34 protein-coding genes are annotated in these 26165 nt (G+C 51.1%); 14 read left to right on the forward strand and 20 right to left on the reverse strand.

Annotated features, from left to right (window positions below):
- The first annotated feature begins 48 nt into the window (after positions 1-48).
- From ABI361_04495 to ABI361_04505, 3 genes are all read left to right on the forward strand, one after another.
- On the forward strand, positions 49-396 hold the full coding sequence (locus ABI361_04495) for a ribosomal protein L13e (protein MEO9319912.1): 348 nt from the start codon (positions 49-51) through the stop codon (positions 394-396).
- 118 nt (positions 397-514) lie between these two features.
- Positions 515-1765 carry a tRNA pseudouridine(13) synthase TruD gene (gene truD, locus ABI361_04500; protein MEO9319913.1) on the forward strand — a complete coding sequence of 417 codons (1251 nt, stop codon included), beginning with the start codon at positions 515-517 and terminating at the stop codon, positions 1763-1765.
- Between the two features lie 66 nt (positions 1766-1831).
- Positions 1832-2485 carry a hypothetical protein gene (locus tag ABI361_04505; protein ID MEO9319914.1) on the forward strand — a complete coding sequence of 218 codons (654 nt, stop codon included), beginning with the start codon at positions 1832-1834 and terminating at the stop codon, positions 2483-2485.
- Positions 2486-2492: 7 nt separating this feature from the next.
- Here ABI361_04505 and ABI361_04510 read toward each other — a convergent pair whose 3' ends face one another.
- The 8 genes from ABI361_04510 to ABI361_04545 form a co-directional block, all read right to left on the reverse strand.
- Entirely contained in the window at positions 2493-2633 is a 141-nt protein-coding gene (locus ABI361_04510; GenBank protein MEO9319915.1) for a hypothetical protein, read from the reverse strand.
- Positions 2634-2714: 81 nt separating this feature from the next.
- A complete protein-coding gene (locus ABI361_04515) occupies positions 2715-3293 on the reverse strand; it encodes a hypothetical protein (GenBank protein MEO9319916.1) in 579 nt (192 codons plus the stop codon).
- Positions 3294-3364: 71 nt separating this feature from the next.
- Entirely contained in the window at positions 3365-3796 is a 432-nt protein-coding gene (locus ABI361_04520; protein MEO9319917.1) for an NUDIX domain-containing protein, read from the reverse strand.
- A gap of 107 nt (positions 3797-3903) precedes the next feature.
- Positions 3904-4080, reverse strand: coding sequence for a hypothetical protein (locus ABI361_04525; protein MEO9319918.1), 177 nt, complete (start codon positions 4078-4080; stop codon positions 3904-3906).
- A gap of 28 nt (positions 4081-4108) precedes the next feature.
- Positions 4109-5281 carry a DUF373 family protein gene (locus ABI361_04530; GenBank protein MEO9319919.1) on the reverse strand — a complete coding sequence of 391 codons (1173 nt, stop codon included), beginning with the start codon at positions 5279-5281 and terminating at the stop codon, positions 4109-4111.
- 198 nt (positions 5282-5479) lie between these two features.
- Complete coding sequence (locus ABI361_04535; GenBank protein ID MEO9319920.1) at positions 5480-6070, reverse strand: RlmE family RNA methyltransferase; 591 nt, start codon at positions 6068-6070, stop codon at positions 5480-5482.
- Entirely contained in the window at positions 6067-6489 is a 423-nt protein-coding gene (locus ABI361_04540) for a transcriptional regulator (protein ID MEO9319921.1), read from the reverse strand. Before ABI361_04540 ends, ABI361_04535 begins: the two co-directional genes overlap by 4 nt.
- A 116-nt stretch (positions 6490-6605) precedes the next feature.
- Positions 6606-8123: a 4-hydroxyphenylacetate 3-hydroxylase N-terminal domain-containing protein gene (locus tag ABI361_04545; GenBank protein ID MEO9319922.1), complete on the reverse strand. Its 1518-nt coding sequence runs from the start codon at positions 8121-8123 to the stop codon at positions 6606-6608.
- Positions 8124-8329: 206 nt separating this feature from the next.
- Between ABI361_04545 and ABI361_04550 the strand changes: the two genes are divergently transcribed.
- Positions 8330-8869, forward strand: a complete 540-nt coding sequence (locus tag ABI361_04550) for an adenine phosphoribosyltransferase (GenBank protein ID MEO9319923.1) — start codon at positions 8330-8332, stop codon at positions 8867-8869.
- Complete coding sequence (locus tag ABI361_04555) at positions 8870-9664, forward strand: S-methyl-5'-thioadenosine phosphorylase (GenBank protein MEO9319924.1); 795 nt, start codon at positions 8870-8872, stop codon at positions 9662-9664.
- 16 nt (positions 9665-9680) lie between these two features.
- Here the strand turns inward: ABI361_04555 and ABI361_04560 are convergent, their stop codons facing one another.
- The 4 genes from ABI361_04560 to ABI361_04575 all read right to left on the reverse strand — a co-directional run bounded on the left by ABI361_04560 (position 9681) and on the right by ABI361_04575 (position 11898).
- Positions 9681-10058 carry a hypothetical protein gene (locus ABI361_04560; protein MEO9319925.1) on the reverse strand — a complete coding sequence of 126 codons (378 nt, stop codon included), beginning with the start codon at positions 10056-10058 and terminating at the stop codon, positions 9681-9683.
- Positions 10055-10471 carry a hypothetical protein gene (locus tag ABI361_04565; protein MEO9319926.1) on the reverse strand — a complete coding sequence of 139 codons (417 nt, stop codon included), beginning with the start codon at positions 10469-10471 and terminating at the stop codon, positions 10055-10057. Before ABI361_04565 ends, ABI361_04560 begins: the two co-directional genes overlap by 4 nt.
- Before the next feature lie 30 nt (positions 10472-10501).
- The gene (locus tag ABI361_04570) at positions 10502-10849 is read right to left on the reverse strand and encodes a hypothetical protein (protein ID MEO9319927.1); all 348 of its coding nucleotides are present in this window, start codon (positions 10847-10849) and stop codon (positions 10502-10504) included.
- Between the two features lie 146 nt (positions 10850-10995).
- Positions 10996-11898: a PfkB family carbohydrate kinase gene (locus tag ABI361_04575; GenBank protein ID MEO9319928.1), complete on the reverse strand. Its 903-nt coding sequence runs from the start codon at positions 11896-11898 to the stop codon at positions 10996-10998.
- Positions 11899-12026: 128 nt separating this feature from the next.
- On the opposite strand from ABI361_04575, the gene ABI361_04580 reads away from it, so the two are divergent.
- A complete protein-coding gene (locus tag ABI361_04580; protein ID MEO9319929.1) occupies positions 12027-12590 on the forward strand; it encodes a UbiX family flavin prenyltransferase in 564 nt (187 codons plus the stop codon).
- A 112-nt stretch (positions 12591-12702) separates the two neighbouring features.
- Positions 12703-13158: an Hsp20/alpha crystallin family protein gene (locus ABI361_04585; GenBank protein ID MEO9319930.1), complete on the forward strand. Its 456-nt coding sequence runs from the start codon at positions 12703-12705 to the stop codon at positions 13156-13158.
- A gap of 9 nt (positions 13159-13167) precedes the next feature.
- Here the strand turns inward: ABI361_04585 and ABI361_04590 are convergent, their stop codons facing one another.
- From ABI361_04590 to ABI361_04600, 3 genes are read right to left on the reverse strand one after another with little or no spacing between them, the layout of a single operon-like run.
- Positions 13168-13752: a KH domain-containing protein gene (locus tag ABI361_04590; GenBank protein ID MEO9319931.1), complete on the reverse strand. Its 585-nt coding sequence runs from the start codon at positions 13750-13752 to the stop codon at positions 13168-13170.
- A complete protein-coding gene (locus ABI361_04595) occupies positions 13749-14603 on the reverse strand; it encodes a serine protein kinase RIO (protein ID MEO9319932.1) in 855 nt (284 codons plus the stop codon). The genes ABI361_04590 and ABI361_04595 overlap by 4 nt, the downstream gene beginning before the upstream one ends.
- 38 nt (positions 14604-14641) lie before the next feature.
- The gene (locus tag ABI361_04600) at positions 14642-14944 is read right to left on the reverse strand and encodes a DUF424 family protein (protein MEO9319933.1); all 303 of its coding nucleotides are present in this window, start codon (positions 14942-14944) and stop codon (positions 14642-14644) included.
- Positions 14945-15092: 148 nt separating this feature from the next.
- Between ABI361_04600 and ABI361_04605 the strand changes: the two genes are divergently transcribed.
- Positions 15093-15602, forward strand: coding sequence for a hypothetical protein (locus ABI361_04605; protein MEO9319934.1), 510 nt, complete (start codon positions 15093-15095; stop codon positions 15600-15602).
- Between the two features lie 4 nt (positions 15603-15606).
- Here ABI361_04605 and ABI361_04610 read toward each other — a convergent pair whose 3' ends face one another.
- Positions 15607-16779 (reverse strand): tRNA (guanine(10)-N(2))-dimethyltransferase, encoded by a 1173-nt coding sequence (locus tag ABI361_04610; GenBank protein ID MEO9319935.1) that lies wholly within the window; start codon positions 16777-16779, stop codon positions 15607-15609.
- 91 nt (positions 16780-16870) lie between these two features.
- On the opposite strand from ABI361_04610, the gene rnhB reads away from it, so the two are divergent.
- Positions 16871-17614 carry a ribonuclease HII gene (rnhB, locus tag ABI361_04615; GenBank protein MEO9319936.1) on the forward strand — a complete coding sequence of 248 codons (744 nt, stop codon included), beginning with the start codon at positions 16871-16873 and terminating at the stop codon, positions 17612-17614.
- On the opposite strand, the gene ABI361_04620 is transcribed toward rnhB, so the two are convergent.
- Both ABI361_04620 and ABI361_04625 read right to left on the reverse strand, forming a co-directional pair.
- Positions 17599-18264: a fibrillarin-like rRNA/tRNA 2'-O-methyltransferase gene (locus tag ABI361_04620; protein ID MEO9319937.1), complete on the reverse strand. Its 666-nt coding sequence runs from the start codon at positions 18262-18264 to the stop codon at positions 17599-17601. The two genes, rnhB and ABI361_04620, sit on opposite strands and share 16 nt — an antisense overlap.
- Positions 18245-19564, reverse strand: a complete 1320-nt coding sequence (locus tag ABI361_04625) for a ribonucleotide-diphosphate reductase subunit beta (protein MEO9319938.1) — start codon at positions 19562-19564, stop codon at positions 18245-18247. Before ABI361_04625 ends, ABI361_04620 begins: the two co-directional genes overlap by 20 nt.
- A gap of 214 nt (positions 19565-19778) precedes the next feature.
- On the opposite strand from ABI361_04625, the gene ABI361_04630 reads away from it, so the two are divergent.
- From ABI361_04630 to ABI361_04650, 5 genes are all read left to right on the forward strand, one after another.
- Positions 19779-20411, forward strand: a complete 633-nt coding sequence (locus tag ABI361_04630) for a signal peptidase I (protein MEO9319939.1) — start codon at positions 19779-19781, stop codon at positions 20409-20411.
- 82 nt (positions 20412-20493) lie between these two features.
- Complete coding sequence (locus ABI361_04635; protein ID MEO9319940.1) at positions 20494-21057, forward strand: TATA-box-binding protein; 564 nt, start codon at positions 20494-20496, stop codon at positions 21055-21057.
- 82 nt (positions 21058-21139) lie between these two features.
- Positions 21140-22318, forward strand: coding sequence for a hypothetical protein (locus ABI361_04640; GenBank protein ID MEO9319941.1), 1179 nt, complete (start codon positions 21140-21142; stop codon positions 22316-22318).
- Between the two features lie 236 nt (positions 22319-22554).
- The gene (rimI, locus tag ABI361_04645) at positions 22555-23055 is read left to right on the forward strand and encodes a ribosomal protein S18-alanine N-acetyltransferase (protein MEO9319942.1); all 501 of its coding nucleotides are present in this window, start codon (positions 22555-22557) and stop codon (positions 23053-23055) included.
- 47 nt (positions 23056-23102) lie between these two features.
- Positions 23103-23330: a transcriptional regulator gene (locus ABI361_04650; GenBank protein MEO9319943.1), complete on the forward strand. Its 228-nt coding sequence runs from the start codon at positions 23103-23105 to the stop codon at positions 23328-23330.
- A 25-nt stretch (positions 23331-23355) separates the two neighbouring features.
- Here ABI361_04650 and ABI361_04655 read toward each other — a convergent pair whose 3' ends face one another.
- Positions 23356-24216, reverse strand: a complete 861-nt coding sequence (locus tag ABI361_04655; GenBank protein MEO9319944.1) for a class I SAM-dependent methyltransferase family protein — start codon at positions 24214-24216, stop codon at positions 23356-23358.
- 9 nt (positions 24217-24225) lie between these two features.
- Positions 24226-26037 (reverse strand): ribosome biogenesis/translation initiation ATPase RLI, encoded by a 1812-nt coding sequence (locus ABI361_04660; protein ID MEO9319945.1) that lies wholly within the window; start codon positions 26035-26037, stop codon positions 24226-24228.
- Positions 26038-26165 lie beyond the last annotated feature (128 nt).

The following is a 26165-nucleotide window of genomic DNA, read 5'->3' on the forward strand; positions in this document are numbered from 1 at the left end:
TGCACGCTCAACATAGTTATTTATTGAAGCGGTTGTGGTACATTTAACATGACCGATTCGGATTCAGCAGTTGTAATGCGAGATTTTGGCAATGTTGTAAGGGAGGGTCGCGGCTTTTCTCTTCCAGAGCTTGCCAGCGCAGGAATTAACCCGCACCACGCGAGGAGAGCCGGACTGAAAGTAGACGTGCTTCGAAAATCAGTGCACCAGGAAAACGTCGACAAGTTAGCGCCTCACGCAAAGCGCATCAAGGAAGATCTGCTGGCAAAAAAGAACAGGCCGGCCAAACAGGCGCCTGCCAAGAAGGGAGCGTCCCAACCGGAGCCTCAAAAGGAGGAAGTAAAGGCCAAAGGAAGAAAGACTATTGGCCTAAGGCGGGCAAAGAAAAAAGACTGATGGCAAGACGAAAAGCCTATCGGGCGCAGGTTCGGTCATCAACTTTAGCTGGATATGATTCCCTGCGCCGCTTCCAGGCCAAAGGGCGGCGAAATCTTGTCGGTGTTGCTTAATGGACGTGCCTGAGATTGAAAGGATGGCGGGAATTGAATGCTACTGCACATCTTTTGCAGGAACCGGCGGCGCCATAAAGCAGAACAGCAGCCAGTTCCAAGTTTCTGAACTGGTCGATGCAGGACTATTGTCCGACGTTTCATCCACTTTTGACGAGAGACACCGTTTTCCGCTCTATCTGCTGGAAAAGTCAGGGATAGATTCCAACCACGCGGTCTTGGAGATTGCTCGACGCTTCAATCTAAAGCTGCGAGTTATGGGAATCAAGGATGCCAAGGCCGTGACAAGGCAGTACGCCGGTTGCGAACGACAGATGCGAACCCCTCCCGCAGCCCTGACCACCGGCAAGGTCTCGATCGTCCTCCAAGGCTTCACCGCAACGCCGATAGGAAAGCGGATGCTGGCTGGAAACCGATTTAGGATAACTATTGAGGGCCCGCGGCGCCAGGACATTGACGAGTTCTTGCCGGAGGTGTGCAGGATCGGAAATTTTTACGGGCTGCAGAGGTTCGGTGGCGCCAGGCTCGTCACCCATCTTGTCGGACGCGAAATAGTCCGCAAGGACTTCAAAGCCGCTGTAGAGTTACTCCTCTGCTTTACCACGGAATACGACTCGCCTTTTAGCCGGGAAATAAGGGAAGAAATGCGCGACCCCGTCAAGTTCGGAAGCATCATGAATCGGCTGCCGCGCGGAATGGATATCGAGCGGCAGGTCATAGGGGCTCTTATGCAGGGCAGGACTTACATCCAGTGTCTTCGCACAATCCCACTTCAGATAAGGCGGCTATTCGTCCAGTCGTATCAGTCGTATTTGTTCAACAGGTGTCTCAGCACGCTGATCAAATCAGGCGAGGATATTACCGCCCCAGCGCAGGGGGATCTCTGCTTCGAGATGGAGGCTCCTCATGTTTTTGGCAGGGTTATCAAGTTCACAGGACAGGGTCATTCCGAGCGGCCGCTTGTCCCCGCGGTCCATTTGGCTGGTACCACCTTGCAGGGAGGAAAGGGCAGGTTTGAGAGTGCAACCTGGAAGATACTAAGAGATGAGGAGGTCTCGCCGCGTGATTTTTACATCAAGGAGATGGATGAACTCAGCCAGCAGGGCGGATTCAGACAGGCACCCCTGCATAGCTATGATTTTTCATACACCAGGCAGCCTCTTGCGGTTTCATTCAGCCTTCCAAAAGGGTCGTATGCTACGATCCTTTTGAGAGAAATAATAAAACCAGGCCAGCCCATCAAGAGCGGCTTTTGAAAGCCCTCGACGCCTGTTGCAGTTTAAGCGCACAATAATATATGCCGCGCCCGGATTAGCCGTCAGATGCTCGGAGGCAGGAACCTCAAGGCCATTATAGAGAAGGCAATCGATGGCAAGTATGAGGAGCTGAGTACCAAGATTGACAAGGCAAACTCGGACAAGATTCATGCCGCTGAGGCGGTAAACTGCACCAGGCTTGCTTATTACGAGCGAAGAGACCCCCTTCCCTCGGACACCTCGGGCAAGGTTTCCATTTTTCTGGACCAGGGAATGAGAAAGTCGCTCGGCAACATCAGGGCTGAATACAAGGTAGATTCCTTCTCACTCGTCGTCGACGCGGATATGGTAATCGGGGACGAATTTGTTGCCCGCTTTATCGTATCGCCTTCCCTTCCAGATGTGCCAAATCCGAGGGACATGCTTTACCTAAACGCGTGTCTGTTTGCTCTTGGCAAGGAGGAGGGTTTTCTGATCTATATCACAGCTGCAGGCGAGACTACCGAGTTCTCTATAAGCAAAAACAATAGGATGTTTGAGGAAGCCATGAGAAGGGCAAGGGTACTGAGTGCGCTTTTGAAGGATGGCAAGGTCCCAATCGTGGAGCCCTCAGAGTACTGCACGACGTGCAAGTATTTCGAAAGGTGCTACATGCGCGAAAAAATCAAAGAATCGGGCTCGTCGTTTCTTGAGGATATATTTGGTAAAGGGTCGAAATAATTAGGAATTAGCCCGTGTGGGGCTCTGCATGGCCTTCAGCAGGAGTATAACCGGCGCGGTACCTTTTGGCCCTTGAGGCAAACAGTATGGCTGTCAGGAACGCGAATATCCCCGCGGTGATTGCATACGTTACCATGAGATCTGACATTTTCTAAGCGGAAAAAGCATTGGATGCTTATTATCCTTATCGCACTCACACGTTCGCGGGCTGTGATAATATCAAGAAAATCTAATGGTATGTCAGGCTAAAGTTGCGTTCCTGGTAGCTGGTCTGGAGGCTCGAGGTCGCACGGTTTGCGACATATCCGTCCACATTGTAAGTCGCGTTCCCGTTAACCATGCTGTCCCATGCCGCGGCTGTAATGTTGTTTCGGACCGCGGTTTCGGTGTCTCCCACCGTCACATTGCCGCCTGCGACGATAAGCGTGCTAGATGCCTGCGAAGCAAGGAACCCCTCAAGCGGTTCGCCGGTGTCTCCTAGCGTCATCTGGTGGTTATCGACCTTTACCGTGTAGTGGACAGTTTCGATAAGGACGGGCAAGTTATTTGGATTGTGAAGTGCAAACTCTACCTTGACATTCGCGTTGCGGGCGTCGACTCGCGTGGTATTAACAGACTTCAAGGCAATCTGGATGTCTTTTATCTGCGGCGAACCCGAGGTTGAGTTTACAGTGCCGCCCGTCTGGCCGTTTCCCGACTGGCTAGTTCCCGGAAGGATATTGCCCATGACAGGGCCGGACACGAATAATAGCGCAATCGCGGCCGCTGCAATAACTCCCGCCGCAATGAAAACGGTTTTTGAATTCACGCTTGGAGTCGGGCTTGGCAGCCGTTTAAAGGTATTGACATTGAAGATAGTGTGTTCTTTGATCGAGCAAATTATGCATTTGAGCGTTTAAGATATTCTGACGCAGCCTCCAGGACGTTTTTCGCGTTTTTGTAAGTCAGTTTAATCATGGCCTCGTCGTAATCCTTCCATGCGTATCCCTGGTGCTCATGAGATATCACAACCTTGGGAGTCCTTGTGCTGCAAAGGAATAAGACCACTTCTTTTTGTACAAGTTTGCCGGCGTGTTTGTATCGGTATTCAATCGTCTTTCGGAACCCTTCAATAAATTGCTCGTCGGTGATTCCGGTCTCCTCCCTGATTTCCCGAATAGCTGCATCCATTTCCGACTCTCCCTTCTCGATGTTCCCTTTGGCAAAGTCCCAGTGGCCCGCGGTGTAATGCAAGAGCAGGTATTTGGGAGCGGACGCGGCTTCAGGAAGATAAAAGATCACGGCTCCAGCAGATTTTTCGTTTGCGGGCACTTGGTCAGCATTGCCCGTCCTTATTTGTAAGTCTTGTTATCCCAGACTTCCTGAAAGCATTTCATGGTATGTCAGAAAGCGGACCTGAATCGACTAATGAGGTCATGCTACTCTTCCCCGGTATCTTCATCGATTTCTCCTGCCTCCTCGGAGTCTGCGGGCCCCGCCTCTTCCGACGGTATGGGTGGCGAATAATTGTGTATCGACTCCCACTCGTCTTGACCCATCCAGTAACCACAAAACCAGTCCTTGCCGTCCGGTGAGCGCGAACCGTGCTCGGTCATGAGTGCGAATTACCCCTGCTTGGCATAGTCAGTGCTTTAATACCTCTCCGCCCTTTTTGCTCCTGAAATACTGGAACAAGAAGGTTGCGGCTACCAGTGTAACGGCAAGGCCGATTAGCAGCGAGGATATCAAAGTGAATGGGCTTGTGCCTTCTGTAAGCACCGATGTGAACTGCTGTACCGGTATGAACAGCAGCGCGAGCACGGCGAGCCGAAGGGTATCTGACATGGCTCTGGGGCTTCCCTTAAACCAGTTGCTGAGCAGGATTCCTCCAAGGATGGTCGCGATTCCAATCCACAAGAGGGTTATGGTACCTCGGGCAAAGTCGCCTACTATGACCCGGTTCCCAATGATGTCAAGCGCGCTGAGCCCCGGCTTGAGTGTGCCCGGGGGAATGCTCGAAACACCGTTTGCTATCGAAGCTAGAATAATCAGGACTCCTCCGATTATAGAAAATATCCGGATAAACGAAGTGGGCGTAAGCCTTCCAAGGGAACCCAGTGCCTTGTCCACGTCGAAGGCTCTGATTAGAAACGCGCTCCCCAGTATTCCGAGCATGATTACCGTAATTTCCTTTGTCGCGTCAAATGCCACCGCTATTCCTGCCGCGACAAGAAGTATTCCGGGAACGCCAAGAAAGAACTTGGAATACTGAGAATCGTACACCAGGAGCTTCAGGTATTTTCCCAAAACGGCATACGAGTACTCTACCGTGCGGCTGTGACGAATGATAACGCGCTGTACGGAAATTACGGGAAGCCTTGATTGAATTACAGGAAGTATGGTTTCATCGTCCTCGCCGTCGGACACGATAACAGCGCCGTCGGCGTGATAGCTTTCAAGTATGCTCTTTATTTCGAGGCTAATTTTTTCATCGGCCTCTACCCCGCGGTTGAATCTTCCTGCGACCACGGCAACTTCAGCCGTGTAGCCCTTGCTTACAAGTTCCTCGTATGTTTTTACTGCGCCAAAAATCGCATTCGAGTCAGCGTCCTCGGGGTCCTCCAGCGCAAGTCGCGTGCCCGCGTTGATGCACGAGTCGCGTCCAACGATGGGAGTCTCGATTCCACCCTTTGTCCCGATGTCATCGTCCCTGTCTATGCAAAGTACCAGAACCCTGCTGTGAACAGACTGCTTTAGGGTCGCATCTGATCCGCTCATAGACTGATCCTTTGCGTACTTTACGGGCTTTTGGGACACGTCAGGTGCGTAAACCAGAAGATTCTACCCACTAATTAATTTGATCCACCTTTTCAGAGGAGTAGTCAATGGTGTTTTTTTGAAAAATCTGAGGCAAGTCGGAGATGCCCGTATAGAAACATCATCTTAATCACGAAATATTTACAAGACCTATACTATACGTCATTTTTCCTAATTTTCCTTCAGTTTTGACTGCCGTTACTTTCGGCCAAGGCACACTAGGTAGAGTTCGCTGCTTTCCTGCCTGCTTGCGGTCGGCTTGCTTAGTATTAATTTATCAAAACTGCCTTTCATTTCTGCCCTCAATTCCGCAAGCGACTCGCCTTCAAAGACCTTAAAAACTGCGTTTCCGCCGATTCTTAGAACCTGCTTGGAGATTTCATATGCCTTTCTTGTCAGGCTGATCTGGCGATGATGGTCGATATCCCAGACACCACTGACGTTTGGGGCGAGGTCTGAAAGGACGAGGTCGGCAGGCCCGCCCAGACCGGCAAGTATCTTCTCGGTAGTCTGGGGGTCTTCTATATTTCCCGTAATGATTACTGCGCCGGGAATCGGGTCCACGGGCTTGAGGTCTATGCCCAAAACCGTGCCAGAATCACCCAGCTCTCTCTTTGCCACCTGAATCCAGCCACCTGGCGCGCATCCGATGTCCAGAATGCGATTGCCCCTCCTGAGCAAGTGGTATGAGTTGTTTAGCTGAATGAGCTTGTATGCGGACCTGCTACGGAAACCCTGATCTTTTGCCAGCTTGCGATAATGATCCTTTCTGGCGTCGGCAAGTCTCATTTCGAAGCGTTGCTTTCGTCCCCATCCTTCTCAGCGCCGGGGCTCTTTTTCCCTGCGGACTCGAACGATGTTACTAACCAATCCTCTATCAGGTTGCAGCTGACAGGGCTGTAAGACCCTTCCAGTGAGCACATGTGCTCAACAGGGCACGTAAGGCAGGGCGCTCCTTCTATGCTTTCGGTATCCACAGGCAGCTTTACCGCAAAAAGTTTGTACGTCCATCTTCCGTTTTCAAGCATCTTCTCCCTCCGGATGAGCGAGCGCTTTTCGAGTCTGATTGCGACTCGTGAGCCGTCGCGGCTGGTCAGGTCGAGCTCTTTCCAGAGCTCAGACTGCAGAATGCCTGCCCGGCCATTTCCAATAATCGTGCGGAAAACCTTGCCCGTAAGATCCTCAATTTGTTCGTCGTTTAGCTTCATCGGACATTACTCCGTAAATGGAATATTTTCATCACACCGATAATTAACCCTTTTTGAAGAAGGGGGGGAGACGCTGCGGGTCTGCCTGTTAAGGAGAGTGACCTTAAAAAACTCGCCTACTTTTTGGGCTTCTTGCTTCCGAATATCTTGTCGAAATATTCGGAGGGTTCCTGGGAAAGGTCGGTTGCTTCCCCTTCGTGGACATCGGCAAGGTCCTTTGCCAAGCGCTTCTTGTACTCGAGCTGGCTCTGGCGTGCTATCTGTATTCTTTGCGCCTGCGGAGAGCCTGCCCCGTGCATCGACTCGGTAAGGTATCCCACTGCATTTCTGCCAAGCGTCATATTCTCGATAAGCCTGAGAATTCGCATCCTGTTTTCAGTCGATATGCCCTTACGTCCTTTGAGGTATTTTTCGAGGATAGGTCCCGTAAGCGGGCTACGGAACTCCTGCTCTGACGGCATAGTCACCATCAAGCCCCCCGCAATGTCCTGCGCCAGTCTGCCTATCTCGTACGGAAAGCGGGTTACGTTGTGCTTGCATACGTTTGCTAGCATGTCATCGTTCTGCCAGTTGCCCGACGCAGTCTTATGAGCAGAGAATGAAGATGCTACCCCGGTGCCGTAAATGGTCTCGTTAAGGTGGGTCATTTCAACCAGTTTGTCCTTGATGTGCGATGCATTTGAGACTCCGTTGTAGTCAGCCGCCGTCGCAGCGGCGCCTATCAGGACATCGCCAAGACCGGTCTTGCATACGTAGCTCCTTCGATGGTAGCAGGTAAATCGCTCAACGAGCATGGAAGCGAATTCGTACTCGCCGTCCATGAAGATCAGTTCGTTTGGAATGAAAACATTATCCAGGATTATCATGGCTTCCTGTCCAGAAAACTTGGAGTTCCCTGCATCGATGGTTCCATCCTCCATGCTGCGGGTGTCGCAAGACTGCCTGCCGTAAATGTATTTTATGCCCGGAGCGTCGACTGGTATCGCGCCTACGACTGCGTAGTCGCGGTCCTCCTTTTTGAGGCGCATGGTCGGCATGACGATTATCCAGTGCGAGTTGATGCAGCCGGTCTGGTGAGCCTTGGCTCCCGTGACATAGATCCCCTTCTCATCCCTCTTTACAATGTGAACAAACATGTCAGGGTCGTCTTGCTGTGACGGGGAAAGGCTCCTGTCTCCCTTGACATCCGTCATTGCCCCACCAATTACCAGATTCTCCGCTTGGACCATTTTTATGAATTCAATAAGCCTTTTGTGATAGCCTGTGTTGTGGTTCTTGTCAATTTCAAAAGTCGTGGAGTAGAGAGAATTCAACGCGTCCATTCCGACGCATCGCTGGAAGCACGTCCCCGTGATCTGGCCGAGCCTCCTCTGCATCCTGTTTTGATTCACCAGATCCGACGCGCTCTCTGCTATGTGCAAGAACCGGTTTACCTGCAATCCTGTGAGCGAAGAATGCGCGGAGCCAATTTCGGGTTCCTCGACGGCAATGTCATAAGTCTCGGCAACCGCGTTGATAGAGGGTCGTATCATCGGGTGTTCGACGGGGTCGTCAACTTGCTTTCCAAAAAGATATACTTCGAGTTTTCGACCTCGAAGGCTGTTAATATAATCTGAACCGGTCTTAATTGGCATCGGAAAAGACTGCCCCTCCTACTTATTTATATTTTCTTTATGCCTCATTGTTCCGAAAAATGGAAAATCGAATTATTGATAATCGAGAATGGAACGCATAAATTGCAAAAATTTATCGGAGGTTGGTTTGCTATAGGCCACAATCGACGCTTACACATGGGTTACGCTCGCAAGCTTTTTTAGAGTCAGACAATGCGTCTAGGATTGTGGTCGCAAAGGCCGAAGCGCTGGACCTTCGACAGCTGATTTCAGATTACCATGATTTTCCAAAGCCAGGGATCTTATTCCGCGACATCAATCCCGTTTTCAGGAACAACGAGGCTCTGAATTTTATCGTTAACGAATTTGCAAGACGATTTGGAAAGGCAAAGATTGATGCGGTTGCAGGTATAGAATCAAGAGGCTTTGTCATCGCTACCGCCCTTGCTCTGAAGTTCGGAACAGGCGTAATTATGATTCGAAAGGCGGGGAAACTGCCTGGAACCACAATAAGCAGATCGTACGAGATAGAGTACGGGTCCGCCACAATGGAAGTTCAGCGCGACGCTATTCGCGAAGGCAACAGCATACTAATTGCGGATGATTTGATAGCCACCGGCGGCACCGCAGTCGCCGCTTCTGAGCTTATCGAGGACCTAGGAGGAAAAGTGGCAGGTTTTGCCTTTGTTATCGAGCTGGCGTCTCTTGAAGGATCAGCCCGCCTTCGAGAAATGGGATATCAGGTCCATTCGCTGGTGACATACTGATTGACCGACAGTGCCGAGATTGCAGTCATTGGCGGCACCGGAGTTTACGACCCGGGATGGTTTTCAAGCAAAAGAGAGATCAAGGTTCACACGCCGTACGGCGAACCCTCTGACTACATCACGATAGGCGAGTTCTCAGGGACAAAGATGGCGTTCCTGCCAAGGCATGGAAGGGGCCATCGCCTTCCGCCGCACAGGATAAACAGCAGGGCAAACATTTGGGCTCTGAAGCAGCTTGGAGTAAAGAGAATTATTGCTCCCTCTGCAGTTGGGAGCCTGCAGCCCGAGTTCAGGCCGGGCGACATTGCATTGCCAGACCAGTTTGTAGATTTTACAAAGGGGAGGAATTACACATTCTATGACGGAGGCCAGGTTTGTCACATATCAATGGCCGATCCCTTTTGCCCCGAGATGAGGCAGGTAGCAGCAACCGTCTTGTCGGAGTTACAGTTAGCCGCGCATAATCACGCCACCTATGTTTGCGTCGAAGGTCCCCGGTTTTCCACAAGGGCGGAGTCGAGATTTTACAGGGAGGTTCTCAAGGCGCACATCATAGGAATGACGCTGGTGCCAGAATGTGTGCTGGCAAGGGAGGCCGAAATGTGCTACCTCCCGATATCCACTATCACGGACTACGACGTCTGGCACGAGACTCCAGTCACCTCGGATCAGGTGATCGAAACGCTGAGCAAGAATGTCGACAAGACAAAGAAAGTGATAGCAAAGCTGGCTCCGGGCCTGCCAAAGACGGCTGCTTGCTCGTGTCAGAGGGCCCTTGCTGGTTCTATGCTTTAATTGTGTAAAGGCAGGGTCATTCGGGGGGCCGCAGCCCGTCTGGAAGAATAACGTCGCCTTCAATCAGTTTTCTCTGAATCAGGAGGTAGATGTCATCCACGTCCAGGCCCATTTTCTTGATTTCCTCAGTGGTTTTCTTTGATAGGGTCACGCTCGCATTGTGTCCACCAATTCTTCCAAACGCGATTGCCTTGAACCTGAATTCAACGCCCCGAAGAACAAAGTAGCCGGACAGCTTGCTCGCGATTTCACTCCCCTCGGCACTCTTTACGAACACTGTCAGCGACGGGTCAGGGTTCTTGAAAGGATCGGTCGACCTCAGCCCCGCGGGGCTCGATGTTTTTCCATTTTCTTTTGCGTCTCGCGGCGTGTCGGACCCTTTGCGAGAGGTCATGCTCGCATCTCTTCCGCGACTTCAATATTGCGATTTACGTTCTGCTCAACAAGAAAACTCCACCACTCAGGATCGGAAATCTGGAAATCCTTAGCCATTACTCGACTTTCCTTGTCGTCCGCGTCAGAGAACGCAAAACTCCCATCTTTGACAAGTTTCACCAGCCTCCAGCGCAGGTGTCCTTTCCGCTTGCGGCTCACCGCCACTGCCCACCTTTTGTCAGGCTCTATGCGCGGCATCCCTATGTAATCGACTATTTCGGTAATACCCAAGCGCTTTTCTTCGCAGAATAGTTCTTTTGTAATGAGGCTTCTCCAGATATCAACAGAACCGACAGTTCTGCCGTTCTCGTTAATGTTAATCACGCCAAAATAGACGACCTTATCCTCTGAACCTGTCCCCGAAGCCGACATAGATTAACAGCCAGCGCGTAAGGGTAGCGCCTATTTAGTTCTTGCATCGTCGTATGGTTTTTCAAGAACGATGCCGATATTGTCCACTCTTAGATTCTTTTTGAATTGAAGGTTTTCTTCTTGGCAGCGCCTCCTGTACCTGTTCGTAATCGCAAAACGCGGATGAAGTGATTCGTACTTTGATGGAGCGAGCTCAATCACCATTCCAAGCGATACAAGCGACTTTGCAACGCTTTCTGCGTGCTCTGGTGTCCAGCGGAGCAGTTCGGCCAGCCTTTGAGCAGTCATGCTTCCTGTCATTACTATTAGCAGGAATGCTCTTGCCTCTTCAGCGCTTATCCGAAGCTCCGACACCATCGCCTCTTCAACATTGGACAAGTTTACCGACAGTTCACAGCAGCTCTCAAGTGCTCAGAGGCGCAGGGCAGATTTAGCCTTTCTGTAGATCCATAAAAGGTCTCTTGAGGCGGCGGGTATTCAATTTGCATTAATCTGTCCGCGGCTGGATTCAAGGAGTTTGGGGCTCAGAACTGGACCAGCTTTCTGTAATGGTCGTATCGCAGAGCAACATCTCTTTCAGTGATAGATAGCAGTTTACCGACGCCAAAATCCTCCACCGCAAAGGAGCCCAACACGTTGCCGTATACCACTGCTTCCTTCATGGTTGCAAAGTCCAACTTGCCCTTACGCGCGAGGTGACCGATAAAACCCCCCGCAAAGGCGTCCCCTGCTCCGGTCGGATCGACGATTTCATCGAGAAAGTAAGCGGCGGCCGGGAATACTTGGCCCGAACTCTCAAACAGTATCGCGCCATGTTCGCCTTTCTTTATGACTGCAAAGCTGGGTCCCAAGGACAGGAGTTTCTTGGCGCATGTCGAAAGGTTTGCGCTTTTGAACAGCAGGCGGGCCTCACTGTCGTTTATTACAACCCCGTCGCAGCTGGATATCATCTTGATGACGTCTTCGCGGCTTCCATGGATCCAGAACTCTATCGTGTCGCATACCACCAACTTTGGAGAAGTGAAGAGTTTCAATATCTTCACATTCTGCTTCGGGTCGTTATTTGCCAGATACACGTATTCGGACCCTGCGTACTCGACCGGAATTACCGGTTCAAAATCGGCAATTACGTTGAGCTCCGTGCGCAAAGTCGTGCGGACCGAGAGGTCATAGTCAAAGGAAGAATCGTAGTGGAACGTTTTCCCGTCCCCCTTTATCACTATGCCTTTTGTGTCTATTCCCTTTGATAGGAGAGAGGCGACGTATTCCTGAGGCATGTCGCCTCCGGCGACCGCAACGATGCCGGTCTTCGTAAAAAGGCTGGCCGCAACCGAGGCAAACGTCGCAGCCCCTCCCAAGATGCGGAATTCAGTCCTAAATGGAGTTCTTGTGGTGTCAAGGGCCATGGTCCCAAATACGCTTAGCATTGTGCAGTTTAGGCGGCAAATCTTTGGATGAGAATAAAAAGTATCTGATAGGCACGGGCAGTCAGGTGAAAGCGAACCCCGGGCAGAGTCCATAGGTAAAAATAGCATCTGTCTGCTACGGTTACCGAGTGAAAATCGTCGTCGCCCTGACTGGGGCGTCCGGTGTCATTTACGGGATACGACTCCTCGAGGAGCTTGGCAGACTTGGTTTAGAAACTCATCTGATAATGAGTGAATGGGCCATGAAGAACATAAAAATTGAAACCGACAGGAGCCCCGAATCTGTGATAGCACTTGCTAGTAGACATTACGACGATTCTAACCTTGCCGCTCCGGTCTCGAGTGGCTCTTTTAAGACAAATGGAATGATAGTCATCCCGTGCAGCATGAAGACGGTGTCGAGCATCGCCAACGGCTTTGACGACACTTTAATTTCAAGGGCTGCCGGAGTCTGCATCAAGGAATCTAGAAAACTAGTAGTCGTTCCAAGGGAGACGCCGCTGTCAAGGATTCATCTTGTTAACATGCTGAAGCTGACTGAGTCGGGTGTGACAATCCTGCCTGCAATGCCCGGCTTTTATCACAAGCCTAAGACCCTGGACGACATAATCGATCACCTGGTCGGAAAGGTTCTAGACCAGTTTAACATCGAGCACAGCCTCTTTAGGCGATGGGGGGGCGCGGAAAAATGATGCTCTTGCAAGTCTTATTCTACTCGTGCCCGTCTGGCCCATCTGTCTTGAATAAGGTTTTATAGTATAGAACTGGTACTTCTAACGCCGAGCGCGCAATGGATGAGATGGTGTGACGAGGTACAAAAAGCGGTACTCTGCAAGCAATTCGATTGATTTCGTTATCCCACTCCTCGCATTATTGCTCATTGGAATCATGTACTTGTTTACTGCTCGCTCGCAAAATAGCATCGGGTTCATCCTGGCCGGCGGGGTGGCGCTCCTGGCTATTTACTGGGTGCGCGAGCTGAGAAAAATGACCCGACCTGAAGAACAGAGGGCTCGAAAAGAGGCGGACCAGCGGGACTGGTTCTACGACCTTATCAGAAACGACGGCGAAATGATCTTTGTTGCCGAGGTTCCGGGCCCCGAAGACCAGATCAACGTTCGGCTTTCAAGCGGCATGCTGCGGATTAAAGGCGGGCAAAACTTTGCCAAGGACGTTCCCCTCGAGGCGAACTCCGAAACAAGCATCGCGGATTACAAGTATAGAAATGGCGTGCTTACAATCAGAATTACACAGACCTGATCTTCCGTTTCAGGTATACGAGTCTTCCCAGAGGCGCATCCGGTCCAGTTTTTCCTTCCTTCGAGCTTCCTGCAGCAGGTTGTACACGTTCTTGTGCATGCTGCCTTTTGCGAGCATGCTTACCGCCTCCGAGGCGAGTTTTGCTTCTCGCAGGGTACCGATAATCCCCACTGAATGTCCGTATACCGAAATGTAAGCGCCACTGAGTTCCTCTAGCGTCCTACGCGACTTGCCACCCTGGCCTATTATTCTTCCCCGAATCCGATCAAGAGCGTTTGGCGACTTGCCTGCGTATTCACGCAGGTCCATCAATTGATAGATTATTGCATCCGTCTCCTCTGCGGGCTGCTCGAATAGCCGCGAAGCGCGCTGCGGAGAAAAGCCGCGGGCAATTGCAGTCACAATCTCAACAGCTCGAAAGAGTTCCATCCTGTCCAAAGATCCGTTTCCGGAAATCACGGCATCGCCGGTGTCGCTGTCAATTTCTATTTTTACACCACACTTTTGTTCGATTTCCTGCTTTACTTTTCCACGCTTGCCTATAAGGGCCCCGATTCTTTCGCGTGGAATTTTTACTACGTGTTGGAAACTCATTCTTGGTTAGCACCGGTGATTCTTGTTACGAGAGTCGATTCATCGAGTATCGAGACATTTCTCTTTTCGAAAAATCTATTTACATTCATCACATCCCTCACTAAAAACTGTTTTGACAGAGGATGCTGAATTGAAACTGCTGAACCAAAATCAAACAGCACTGTTTTGCCCTTTCTGGGCCTGAAAACGTTATACTCTGAGAGGTCGGCATGGACAAGTTCCGCCTTGCGGTAAAGTATTGTCATTTGCCGTACGAGTGCGTCGTAATCAGACAGAGTGACTTCGGCGTCCGCAAGCCGGGGAGATGCGTTTCCACCTGAGTCGCCCACGAACCTCATGGCAAGTACGTTGTGTTTCACCGCAATAGGTTCGGGCACCGAGACTCCAGCATCCACTGCCGCTTTCATATTGTGAAATTCCTTTCTTGCCCAGACTGAGATCATGTTTCTGGTGGACCCTTTCTTGACGTGCTGAAAACGGGGGTCGCCGGCAATGTACTGCATTCGCCGCTTGAATTCAGCGCTCACTGTGAGATAGACCTTCAGAGCAACCCAGGAATTGTCCGCTGAGCTCGCAAGGTAGACCTTTGACTCCTTGCCGGATGCGAAGTGGCTGTTCACAGTAGTTATGATTCCGTCATCAATCATGTCGTTAATTGTCATCAGCGTAGGAGTGTCGAAAACCCCGTCCATAACCTGGTAGTCTTCCGATCTTTTTACCAAAAACCGGCTCTCGCGTTCGCGCCGGGAATGGCGTCTGTCTGCACTAGCGATTGCTTTTGAACTACCCGGCGTGGCGCTATCTAATAGGTGCTGGCTTTCACTTCCCTTTTCGTTCTCTTCACCGTGCAATCAGGATTAGAACAGTTTGTCCAGATCAACTATTTATCTCATTTGTGCTGGAACTTGAATATCATGAGAAACGGCACGCCGGAGATCCTCTTAACGCTCACCTCTTTAGCCAGTTTCATTTCGATTGCTAATCCAACGATCGAATTGCCGACAAGGTTGGCAATATCACATTTTCGAAGCAGCTGAGCAGCGTTTTGGTGATCAATTGTTTGCTGCATGAAATACTCTTTTGAAAGGTTGACCACGAGGCCGTCCTGCTCCAGTTTGGAGCCCACCAGATCCATATCGCAAACATCTATCATTACCGAACCTTGGTAGTGAGACGTCCTGGCTGCAAACATCTGGGATTGCACTATCGTCCAATAATATTGCATTCTTGTGCTTTTGAGCGTTTTGTTGTGTGCCTCTCGCTATCGCAACGCTCGTGGACACTTTCGAATAGGATACCTGTCATGCTTTTTATAATGCCATCCTGGACGTTCAATTGTCGTGGCTTCAAAAAAGGGGATAGCCATAACCGCGGCAATAGCCGCAGGGATCATCGCGGCAAGCTCGCTGATATGGTTTATTCCACAGTCAAATAATGGGTTGGGCTCAAATCCCCGGTCTGTACAGGACACGTTTTCGTCTGCATACGCTCAGAGTAACGACATGGCAATCAATGCCAACGCCACCTATTCGCAATGGCTTCAAGGACGCGTCTCCTCCCAGGCTTTGTTGTCAAATATATCCCAGATTCAAAACGACGCTGCCAGCATCAAGGACAATCTGGTAAAGGCCAATCCCCCGTCAGATTATCAGAAAAGCTTCTCGACTTACGAGTCTGCACTTGACTCGCTCGACACTTACCTTGCAAAAATAAAGGCCCATGTCAGTCAAAGCGCCGATTCCCAGAATGCGACGGCGACCAGAGAGCCAAGTCCAGATGTGGTTTCAGCATGGCGGACCTGGCAGAGTAACGTAAACGAATCCGTCGGGGAACTGCCTGTCGGATCCTAGCAATTCACCTTAACAATCTGAGAATCTCCCCGAGGCCAGCATTCGTCTTGAACCCAGCGCTGTTTAGCGGGGTTACGCTTGCCTGAAACCCGACAGCTCTTAGCACCTCAACCGTTTGTAGGACGGAGTGCGGGTTTCGCTTGAGCATTTTTGCTACCTCGTCAACGGTAAAGTAGTAAGGAATCTCTGACAGGTCTTGCGCGGCTGCGGTGATAATTCGCCGGCAATACCTGTCAGTCGCTTGATCGGACATGGAAGATACGAAGTCCTTGGAGCTGATTTCGCCCGTCCAAAGCTGGCCGCCGATTGCCATCCTACCTCCGCACAGTTCGCAACTCGATGTGCAAGGTTCCCCGGCCTGGACTCGATTGCCGCAGCCGAAGCAGTGCTTTACATACCCAATGTTTTGAAAAACGTTGTTAGCCTCGCTGCTGCTGACTGACACCTTGGCATATACACGCAGATAATGCATGTCTGAATGGGAAAAAAGGGGCTCTATGGAAAGCTCCAGACGCGACGCAGTCATTGCAATCAGGGAAATCAATAGTCGGAGCGCAATTTCGTTTCCATATTCACAGTTGAGCGGTTTGCCGTAATACCGGCGCATGCATACTTCGGGATAGATTCCGCATAAAACTGCCGTATCCGTGGCAGTGATGGAAATCATTCCCCCGTCAATAACCGAGCGCAGCACGCAGTCGATGTGCCTGGCAGGCGTCCCGAAGGGATCCAGATCGACTATTGCAAAGCGTTCCCACTCGTCGTCCGCAGAGCCCTTTGGCCGCGATCCTCCAAGAAGGAATCTGCATACCTCGTTTTCCGAGAAAACGCATTTGTCAGACACCGAGTTAAGCTGTGCCGCCTGCTTCGCTGTATCGATTGCGATTGGATTGATATCGTTTATGTACACCTGATCTAGCGACTTTACTTCCACGGCGGCTCTGAGCGCGCGTGAACCCACGCCGGCAAAGGCGTCTGCAAAGTTCCTCACCTTGAGCTTCTGCAAATCGCCTGAAAATGCGTTGTATGCGACTATCGATAGGTTTCTGCTCTGGCGCGCGGCAGGGTTGAAGAACACTGGCACTTTTGGAGGCACCTGCTCCGTCAGCGACCTTGCAGGAACTATTAGCCGGGTCGATCCTTCGACTATCTCCGTCATTTCTGAATTTGACTGCAACGCGCTAGTCTGGTCTCCTGCTGCGCATAATAGAAAGAACTGTGCCGTTTTTACCATCGCAAGCGATAATAAACCCTGCGAAGGAGCAAGCGTGTCGTCACTTTTGGATTTTGTAATTGATGGATTGAGGGTTGCTGGAGTCGATGAGGCTGGAAGGGGTTCGATTATAGGCCCTCTTGTGGTAGCCGGCCTGAGCATCCGGGAATCTCGGATGGCGACCCTAAAGGAGATGGGCGTCAGGGACTCAAAGACCCTTACACCAAAAGCGCGCGCTCGACTATTCGGCAAGATTGTTAATGTCGCCGAAACGATTTCAATCTTGAAGATTCCACCCCAGAGCATAGACGAAAGCGTCAGCGTCAAGGGGTTGAACAGGCTCGAGGCAAAAACTATGGCCCAGGTAGTAAATGACCTTAACGCGGATGAGGTTTACGTCGATTGCTGCGATACGAACACAGACAGATACAAGCAATGCATTTCACAGTACCTCACCTGCGAGCCGGTGCTCCACTCGATGCACCACGCAGACAGCCTGAACGTTGTCGTTTCGGCCGCTTCTATAATAGCAAAGATTACACGGGATCAGGAGCTGAGAGAAATCCGGAAAAAGCACCGCAACATAGGAAGCGGATATCCGGCGGATGAAAGGACCATGAGTTTTATCCGAAGGTGGGTTGACAGAAACGGCTGCGCCCCCGAGTTTGCCAGGAAATCATGGAAGCCCCTCAAGGCGCTGCTTGCAAAGGAAGGCCAAAAGACGCTCCGGTATTCGGCCCAGGCGCGTGTCCGTCCAGCTCGGACAAAGGTCCAGCACGGATCCTACTTTACGCAATAGATCATTGCGTGGTCCTTATCAAACGGTTCGAGATTTAGAATCTGTTCTATTCGAAAGCCGGCCTTTTCCAGTTTTTTTGCTTCTTGGCTCACTACGGCGCTCGGGTCCCGAGTCACGTCGATACTTTGGGTCTTGACCACAAGCAGCATTATTCCGCCCTCCTTCAGGTACTTGTCGCAATTAAGCATTGCAATTTCAGTCTGGTCTGGCTGCGCTATGTCGCAGTAGACCACGTCAACCTTGCCAAAAACTGAGAAGTAGGTCTGCGGACGGCGGGCGTCTTCGTTTATCGGTACCACGTTTCGCCGCTTTGAGGCGACGTTTTCTATGAGTTCCCTGACCACCCGCGCAGACGGCTCCACTGCAAAAACTATGCCTGTATTTCCAACTATGTCAGATACATGGCTTACGGTGGTTCCTGTGGACGCTCCAAGGTAGAGGACTTTGGTGCCTTCCCTTATCGGCATTTTCTTCAAGCCCTTCTTGAGGGACCCGGCTAGCTTGCTTCTGAAAGGGTCCCACAGCCTGTACTCGTCCCCGTCCTGATAGACTAGCTTTTCGCCATAGACGCTGTCCCCTTTTACCAAGTTCAGAGTTGCAACGTTCTTCTGGCCTCCGACAGTAAGCCATCTAATGCCTTCGTTTTCCAAAGCGCTTTCTTCCCTTCTTCTTGTCGCGTCGGAATCTGTTCTCCGATCCCCTATCCTGGCCGGGTCTCCCAAACGACCCCTGCCTCTGTGCATGCTCGCGATATTTCCGATCGCGCTCCTTCTCTGGGACAGGCTCCTTGTACTTCTCCCGGATTTCAGCAAGCCTTGAATTGAGTTTTTCCGAGATGCTCGCATCAGTGCCATTATGACGGTAGTAGTCTATCCTCGCCGCAATCGCGACTTTGGACGCCACGGCGCGGGCTATCTTGCCTCGCTGCCACTTTGGCGCGGAATGAATAAGCGGATGCTGGAACAGCAATCCGTGCTTTGGAGGGCGAGAGCCAGTCTTGAGGGCGCGAAATAGGGCCTTCTCCGCGCCCAGTACCTGGATTGTGCTAGCAGGAAGGACCGCCAGCCTAGTAAGACTTCCAGCCTTGGCGATAAGCCGGGCGCCAACCGCTGCGGTAAGCAGTTCCTTAACGTTGGGAGCAACAGATTCCATGGTGGTCTCTATGTGATCGGAGAGAATCCTGCGCAGGTCGGACTGCGCAATGACCTGATCGGCCAGCCTTTGAATAATTGCAAGGTTCTCCGGCGTGATGTCTCCTCCCTTGCTTCGCCTTGCTGCGTCCAGAATGACATCGCTCTTCTTGTCCTGCATGCCAGCTGCCTCCAGAGTCTCCTTTGTTATGTTTTGACGCATTCCGCTCCTGCTTACAATTTCCGCATATGCAACCAGGCTTTGGACAAGGTTGTCAAGCTCTGGAAAATGAAGCCCGTACCATTCTCGCATCCTTGTTCCAACGGTATTGATAATTTTATCAAGCTCGTCAAGCGCGTTGATTGACTTCGTAATGTGCAGATCGAGCCTTTCAGAGGCCTCCTTTACCCTGGAAGACGAGAGCTCGATTGCAAAGTCTCGGAGAGCCAGCATTGCTTCCTGCTCGTTTTTTGCAAAGCCTGCTTTGACTATCTGCGACGGCTTTGTGTCTTGTATTGACTTTTGCTGCTCTTCGCTCATCAGTGAAATAGTAATGCCGCTGTTTCGAAGTACGGCCGCCAAGCTGGCATCGTTTACCTTGACAATACCAAGCGGGCGCAACCTTTCTACGAACGGCCGAATATCCTCTGACATCGCGCCGCTCTTGACAAGCCTGTAGCTTTGAATAGGCTTGTCAAATTTTTTCGAAGCAATAAGACCGTCGTCCTGACCAAACGACGCGACTCCAAGTTCGAGCAAGATCACCGATATACCCTTGCTCCTTGAAGCAATTTCGTCGCCAGTGTTCGCTGCTGCCATCCAAAATTGTGCTGGTGCAGAGCCATTAAAAAAGATAGCATTTCTGTACGCACGTCCCTAAACCTATTGATGGCACTCGCAAACGGCGGGATATTCGGTCGAATGCGGATCAATGACAAACCGGCGGCAAAGAAATCAGCCCGGGCGTTCGCCTCGACACCCGAGAACTGGACAAACGTTTATCTAACGAAATTCAGAATTATTCGAACGGTACTTGCTTGACAAGAAGGAGCAGAAACTTCCCGTTGCGGTTAAAGATCTGATAATTGTCGCAATCGGAGTTCTTGTTGTTATTGGAGCAATGAGGGTCGCGTTTGACACCTTCAACCCCTTCTACGTTGTTTCAAGCGGAAGTATGGTCCCGACACTCTTGGTAAACGATGTCCTGGTGGTCCGCGACGGCGGTTCATTCGGCTCTTTGAAGGTCGGCGACATTATTGTTTTTAACCGACCCGACGGCGGGGATAGAGTTATCGTCCATAGAATCGCAGAGATTTACCCCGATCCCAATACGGGTGAGAGGACTCTGAGGACAAAGGGCGACGCCAATCCAGCATCTATTCCGGGGACCGATTACCCGATACACAAAAGCGACTATATCGGCAAGGTCATCTTTGTTCTTCCGGGGGTCGGCAACGTAACCAAGGTTCTCAGCCCACCCACTAATTACATAATTATTGCCGTCATACTCGGCTTGCTGTTCCTCACAAGGCGCAGCAAATCAAAGGAGAGTCAGGCGGGCGCAAGTACCCCGGACGGACGCGGCGGAAGTGGCCCTGCATCTGGCGGGGAGCCAGGGACTGGGACGGACGCATCACCAACAGATTCTTCGGGACCCGGCACGTAAGCGCTGATCGATTGCTAATGGCGAGGCCGTACACGGCCGCGGGAAACAGGTATATATAGGGCCTTTATATACCCGTATTTATATGCCGCAGACCAAGCCAATTGTGAGCATTGAGAATGTGGTCGCGTCTGCTACGGTAAACCAGACGGTGAACCTGAATCTAATCACCCAGATATTTCCGGACGTAGAATATCACCCAGATCAGTTCCCGGGGTTGGTATTTAGGCTTCGGTCGCCCAAGACTGCAACTCTTATCTTCAGCTCGGGCAAGATGGTTTGTACCGGCGCAAAATCAGAAAAGATGGCCATCCAGGCCGTAAAGAACGTGGTTCTCAAGTTGAAGAAAGGCGGAATCCCGCTTGAGCATGAGCCCCAGATAGAGATTCAGAATATAGTGGCGTCGGCAAGCCTTGGCGGCAAGATTCACTTGGAACTTGCGGCGAGGGTGCTTCCGCGCAGCATGTACGAGCCTGAGCAGTTTCCGGGTTTGATCCACAGGATGCTGGATCCAAAGACCGTGATTCTGCTGTTTGCAAGTGGCAAGCTCGTCTGCACAGGAGCAAAGAAGGAGAGCGAGGTGTACCGGGCCGTTTCAAACCTCCACACTCTGCTTGAAGAAAAGAATCTCATGATCTACGAAGGTTAGAACTGCCGCGTATTCACTACATGCGCGGTCCCTGCTTGCGCGTGATATATTTATCCGAACCCAAGGTTATCCTTAGCAGCATATGCCAGAGATCTGGCTTGGGTACGGGTCGACCGACGTCGTACTTGACATCAAGTTTGAAAACCTAGCAAACGAGCTCACCCCGGCCTTCAAGGCGTTGGATGAGACTGAAGTAAAATCAATTCTTGAAACAGTTCAGCTGAAGGAGGGTCAGCTGATTCTCGTGTTGTCCGCCGGAAAAGCTGTTGCGAGAATACTCTACGAGCTCGTAAAGTCGGGTCGCATGCAAGGCGTTTCTAATCTCTCTATTGACGTCCCTTCACCTGTGACGAGCATCCTTCGTTCTAACCTCGCAGGAATAGCCGAGGCAAACTCGCAGGATTCAATCTCGGTCAACCGTATTGATCCAGGTTCATATTCAATCGCCGAGCGCCTCGAAAGATTCGCATCAGCCGTTGTCATTTCAAATACAAGCGTCGATCCACTTTTTGGGTTCGGCGGAGTCCCGACTTCGTTGCTAAGGTACTTTATGGCCAGTGACATGGCCGCTGCGTTTTCCTCAAGGCGTGACAATATACCGGCTCCCGGTGTCTCTGAAAAACCGCTGGAGGTGGCTGTTGATGCCATGGCGAAAGTCAATATATTGCAGTCTGTCGAGGTAATTGCCGGCGGTCGGAGGCCAGACGAAATTTCGGGCCTGCATGCCGGTCCTGTTGCTGAGGCATTTTACAAGTCCGTTTCACAACTAAAGGCCAATTGCGAATATCATCAGCCAAAATCAAAGGCGGTCATTGCGAGCGCCGGAGAGGCCGCCGACTCCCATTCAACGCTGAACAATTCTCTCAATTCGTTGTGGAACACCATTCCGTACCTGGACGATGGCGGTACGGCGGTGTTGCTTGCCGAATGTAGGAACGGAATAGGCGGCGGCGCGCTGCAAATGTGCATAGAAGGCAAAATAAAGCCAGAACAGTTTGACACAACGCTTGCACCCATTCCATACACCAGTGGGATTGAGCATTTGATGTACATCAAAGAACTTGGCAAGAAGTTTGACCTGGGAATAGTGACGTCGCTCCCCAAGTACTACGCCGGAAGTCAGCTGGGCTTCTCGGTATACAGGGGGGCCAAGGAGGCGCTTGAGAATACCCTTCAAAAGCGTGGCAAAAATTCCAAAATCCTTGTTGTCCCGGATGGAGACCTTCTGATGCCTGCGCTTGCAATCGAATCTAAAAGCTAACGACTGGAGCGTCGGCAGACCTCGCAGTCTCAGGCGCGGCTTTTTTTATTTGCGGCCCATGTCGAAGTGGGCGGCCAAGTTTAGCGCGGGATTCTGTAAAAGTGAAGCGAGGGCAGGCACCGCTTCGCTCCTAAAACAAGGCACAGAACCAATAATAGAGTAAATTTACGAATAGATGTCGTCTGCCGTTAAATTGTGAAATCTTAAATAGTGTGTTTCTTGCTTAGAATTGCAGTTTGCAGACTGCTCCGCTTAGAAGGGTCGGCGATTACATCATCCGCCGCTGTGAAGAGCGCGACCTCCGGGCAGTCATTGAAATAAACATGGCAGCGTTGCCTGAGCATTATTCTGATTATTTCTTCGAGTCCATCCTGAAGGAACTGCCCGAGGCTTTTGTCGTGGCGGAGCTCGGCGAAAAGATTGTGGGATATATAATGTGCAAAATTGAGTTTGGATTTTCCAACTTTAGGAAGCTTGGGTTCGTGAAAAAAGGTCATGTCGTCTCGGTTGCCGTGCTTGAGGAGCATCGAGGGAAGGGTATTGGCCGCGCCCTCGTCCTTGAGGGGATCAACGGTTCGTCGCTTAGAAAAAGCGACGAAATCTACCTGGAGGTGCGCGTGAGCAACAAGGGAGCCATCAAGCTGTACAATGATCTGGGGTTTGAGACAAAATCCCGGCTACGGTCGTATTACCGAGACGGCGAGGACGCTTTTTTGATGGCACTGGAAATTGGCTAGCCATGTCTTAAAAAGATTGATAAGATCGGTTTCGAGCCTGAAATACAATGGAACTTGGGAAGAGGCAGATGAGGAATCGGGGAGCAGGGCTTGCCCTCATCGTTGTTGCCGTCCTGGTTTTCATTGTCTATGTATACCTACTTTTCTTTAGCAGCTGGAGCATGGTGGTCGTACAGGCAACAATTCTAGGAGCGATCGGGATTCTCCTTCTGGTGCTTGGGTGGATTGGTTACACTATGCTAACGGCGCCAAAGGCCCCGGAAGCGACAAAATAGCTTGCTAATTTGAAAGCTGAAAGGCTCAGATTCGTTCAGATTTTCCGCCAACCCAGGTATCCGCCACGACCTGGTATATCCGTGGACCGACTTCCCTGACAATCTTGATCCCTTTTATCACAACGTCATGTCCTGCGAAGGCCCTGTCCACTTCGGAAATTGCCGCATCACCCGCCGCTGCCTTGTTATCGGCCTTGAGATGGCAAAAGTAGTGGATCATCCCTCCTTCGGCCTTGAGTGCGGCAATTGCACTCTCCATGTAGCTGGAAGCTCGTTCAGGCAGTGGCATTAGCACCCGGTCAGCAATCCCAGTAAGAGTCCTGCGGATCGCAGCGTCAGCATCATCGTGGATTGACACTACGCGCTCGTTAACCTTGTTTAGCACCGAGTTGATTCTGCACAGTTCAGCCGCAGCTTCGTTTGAATCAATGTTGTACACGAGGCATTTCTTGTGCTTTCTTGCGATTACGATCGAGTAGGTGCCGACGCCCCCGAACATATTGACGATCACCTCCCCGTCTGCGACTAGGCTTGCAATCCGTTCTCGTTCTGTGGATAGTCGTGGAGAAAAGTACGTTTTGGCCACATCGACCCGGAAGCGGCAGCCGTGCTCCCGGTATTCTGTCAGGGTTTTGTTTACTCCAGACACGAATTCCAGATCCCTGATCCTGTAGTCTCCTCTAACCGCAGATGACTGCATAAAGACCGATTTGGCAGTCTTGACGTTCTGAAGAATTGCGCCCCCTATCAAAGTTTTTTTTTCGATCAGAGTGTCAGGGATTTTGATTATTACAATGTCGCCTATCATATCAAACGCCGAGTAGAGCTGTGAAACCTCTTCGGGCGGCAGGACAGTTGAGAGCGCTTCCTTGAGCATGTGAGGCATTAGTTCGCCCTATTGATTCTTGGTATAGTAATAGTTGCCTAATTGCTTTTGTTCTCTATCTAGCCGACTGCCTTCTTTGTTCACACGGGGCCTGCCGCTGGTTTCATCGCGCCTGTATGAGACACCAAGCGACTTTAGGAATCTATTCATTCCTTCCTCCTTGCGAAGAGGCGACGTGGCGGAACCTTCAACTCCGGGCTTGCCTTCAAAAAGAATGAGCGTGTCTGAGACCAAGTCCATAAGCTGGAGGTCATGGTCGATTACCACAGCGGACTTGCCTCGTGCGCGAACAAACCTTTGCAGAAACTTGGCAACAGCTATTCTGTCTTCGGCATCCAAGAATGCAGAGGGCTCATCCAAAGCGTAAATGTCGGCAGAACGCAGGAGGCTCGCAGAAACCGCTGCTTTTTGCAGCTCGCCTCCGCTCAGGTTTTTGACAGACTTGTCATAGAGTTTTTTTACTCCCATTGGGATGAGGATCTGATCTTCAACCGCCGAACCTTCTATCGGACTCTCATATGCCGCGTACATCAGCGACCGAACATCCCCGTCATACTCCTGGCTCAGATATTGTGGCTTGTACGAAATCTTTGCCGATGTGCGGATTTCACCACTATCAGGCTTATCAACACCGGCAAGCATTTTCATGAATGTTGTCTTACCAAGGCCGTTTGCTCCGACTATTCCCACGATTTCCCCCTGCCTGATTCTTCCCGCTGCGACGCCCAGCGTGAAAGAAGGGTATCTCTTCTCAATCCCCGTGAATTCTGCCACCGAAACATCAAGAATGGAATCGTCGATGGAGCTTGCAATGTCGAACTTGAACGCCTTGTCGCGGAAGCGCACATTCTCAGCAGGGATGAATCCTTCGAGAAAATTGTTAATGCCGATCTTGGTACTCTGCAATCCCGCTACAATGCCATAAGCCCCCGGCTCGCCATACAGGATGTTGACATAGTCCGACAAGTAGTCCAGAAGCGAGAGGTCGTGCTCAACTACCATCACGCTTTTGCCCTCGTCTGCAAGTTGCCTTATCACTTTTGCGACTGCCAAACGCTGGTAGACGTCATTGTACGACGAAGGCTCGTCGAAGAAGTAATACTCGGCGTCCTTTGCGGCCGCAGTCGCCACAGCCAGCCTCTGCAACTCGCCGCCACTGAGGTCAGAGATGTTGCGGTCTAGAACGCTTTCCAGTTGCAGCTGTTGCACAAGCCGATCCGCGACCTTGCGCTCGTCAAACTTGGCAAGCAGCTCTCGGGGAGTGCCCTTGAACGCCTTTGGGATAAGGTAAACAAGCTGGGGTTTTATTGATGCCCGCAGTTGCCCGCTGGCTATCTTTTCAAAATGCGACTTTAATTCAGTCCCCTGAAATCTTTTCAGAACCTGGTCCCAAGTGGTGCCGGCGTCGAAGTTGCCAAGATTCGGTCTCATGTTTCCAGACAAGACATTGACAACAGTGGACTTGCCCATTCCGTTTCTGCCTACTAGCCCCAAAACCGATCCTTTCTTCGGAGTTGGCAGGCGGTAAAATCTAAACGAGTTTATCCCATACTGATGTATTTTTTCCTCTGTCAGCTCCCGTGCAAGGTTTACAATAACTATGGCGTCAAACGGACATTTCTTAATGCAGATGCCGCAGCCAGTACAGAGATCCTCAGCAATAACGGCCTTTCCGTCCTCCGGCCTCTGGATTATGCACTCGCCTCCAGTTTTGTTTACTGGACAGTATGTTATGCACTCAAGGCCGCATTTTCTTGGCTGGCAGAGTTCCTCGTCAAGAACTGCCACTCTGTGTGTGGACTTTGGATCGGCGTTTCCCATCGAATAATCTAGCGAATAAAATTCGCACTGATGCGTTATATAGCTACCTCTGCGTGTCCCTACTACTTGCTCCTAGACACTCCGTAGATTGTAATTGAGATTCGCATACCAAGATCGGCATTTCCGTG

Origin of the sequence: Nitrososphaera sp. (genome assembly GCA_039938515.1) — an archaeon.
Classification (GTDB): Archaea; Thermoproteota; Nitrososphaeria; order Nitrososphaerales; family Nitrososphaeraceae; genus Nitrososphaera.

What these genes read in the sequence shown, in the direction of transcription:
- ABI361_04525 (MEO9319918.1), bottom strand. Translation starts at nt 4,080, where the DNA reads ATGACCGAGCACGGTTCGCGCTCACCGGACGGCAAGGACTGGTTTTGT.
- ABI361_04600 (MEO9319933.1), bottom strand. Translation starts at nt 14,944, where the DNA reads ATGTTTGCAGCCAGGACGTCTCACTACCAAGGTTCGGTAATGATAGAT.
- ABI361_04510 (MEO9319915.1), bottom strand. Translation starts at nt 2,633, where the DNA reads ATGTCAGATCTCATGGTAACGTATGCAATCACCGCGGGGATATTCGCG.
- ABI361_04635 (MEO9319940.1), top strand. Translation starts at nt 20,494, where the DNA reads ATGCCGCAGACCAAGCCAATTGTGAGCATTGAGAATGTGGTCGCGTCT.
- ABI361_04650 (MEO9319943.1), top strand. Translation starts at nt 23,103, where the DNA reads ATGGAACTTGGGAAGAGGCAGATGAGGAATCGGGGAGCAGGGCTTGCC.
- ABI361_04535 (MEO9319920.1), bottom strand. Translation starts at nt 6,070, where the DNA reads ATGAGACTTGCCGACGCCAGAAAGGATCATTATCGCAAGCTGGCAAAA.
- ABI361_04640 (MEO9319941.1), top strand. Translation starts at nt 21,140, where the DNA reads ATGCCAGAGATCTGGCTTGGGTACGGGTCGACCGACGTCGTACTTGAC.
- ABI361_04575 (MEO9319928.1), bottom strand. Translation starts at nt 11,898, where the DNA reads ATGCTAAGCGTATTTGGGACCATGGCCCTTGACACCACAAGAACTCCA.
- ABI361_04590 (MEO9319931.1), bottom strand. Translation starts at nt 13,752, where the DNA reads ATGAGTTTCCAACACGTAGTAAAAATTCCACGCGAAAGAATCGGGGCC.
- ABI361_04505 (MEO9319914.1), top strand. Translation starts at nt 1,832, where the DNA reads ATGCTCGGAGGCAGGAACCTCAAGGCCATTATAGAGAAGGCAATCGAT.
- ABI361_04540 (MEO9319921.1), bottom strand. Translation starts at nt 6,489, where the DNA reads ATGAAGCTAAACGACGAACAAATTGAGGATCTTACGGGCAAGGTTTTC.
- ABI361_04625 (MEO9319938.1), bottom strand. Translation starts at nt 19,564, where the DNA reads ATGGCAGCAGCGAACACTGGCGACGAAATTGCTTCAAGGAGCAAGGGT.
- ABI361_04660 (MEO9319945.1), bottom strand. Translation starts at nt 26,037, where the DNA reads ATGGGAAACGCCGATCCAAAGTCCACACACAGAGTGGCAGTTCTTGAC.
- ABI361_04560 (MEO9319925.1), bottom strand. Translation starts at nt 10,058, where the DNA reads ATGACCTCTCGCAAAGGGTCCGACACGCCGCGAGACGCAAAAGAAAAT.
- ABI361_04495 (MEO9319912.1), top strand. Translation starts at nt 49, where the DNA reads ATGACCGATTCGGATTCAGCAGTTGTAATGCGAGATTTTGGCAATGTT.
- ABI361_04655 (MEO9319944.1), bottom strand. Translation starts at nt 24,216, where the DNA reads ATGCCTCACATGCTCAAGGAAGCGCTCTCAACTGTCCTGCCGCCCGAA.
- ABI361_04545 (MEO9319922.1), bottom strand. Translation starts at nt 8,123, where the DNA reads ATGCCAATTAAGACCGGTTCAGATTATATTAACAGCCTTCGAGGTCGA.
- ABI361_04565 (MEO9319926.1), bottom strand. Translation starts at nt 10,471, where the DNA reads ATGTCGGCTTCGGGGACAGGTTCAGAGGATAAGGTCGTCTATTTTGGC.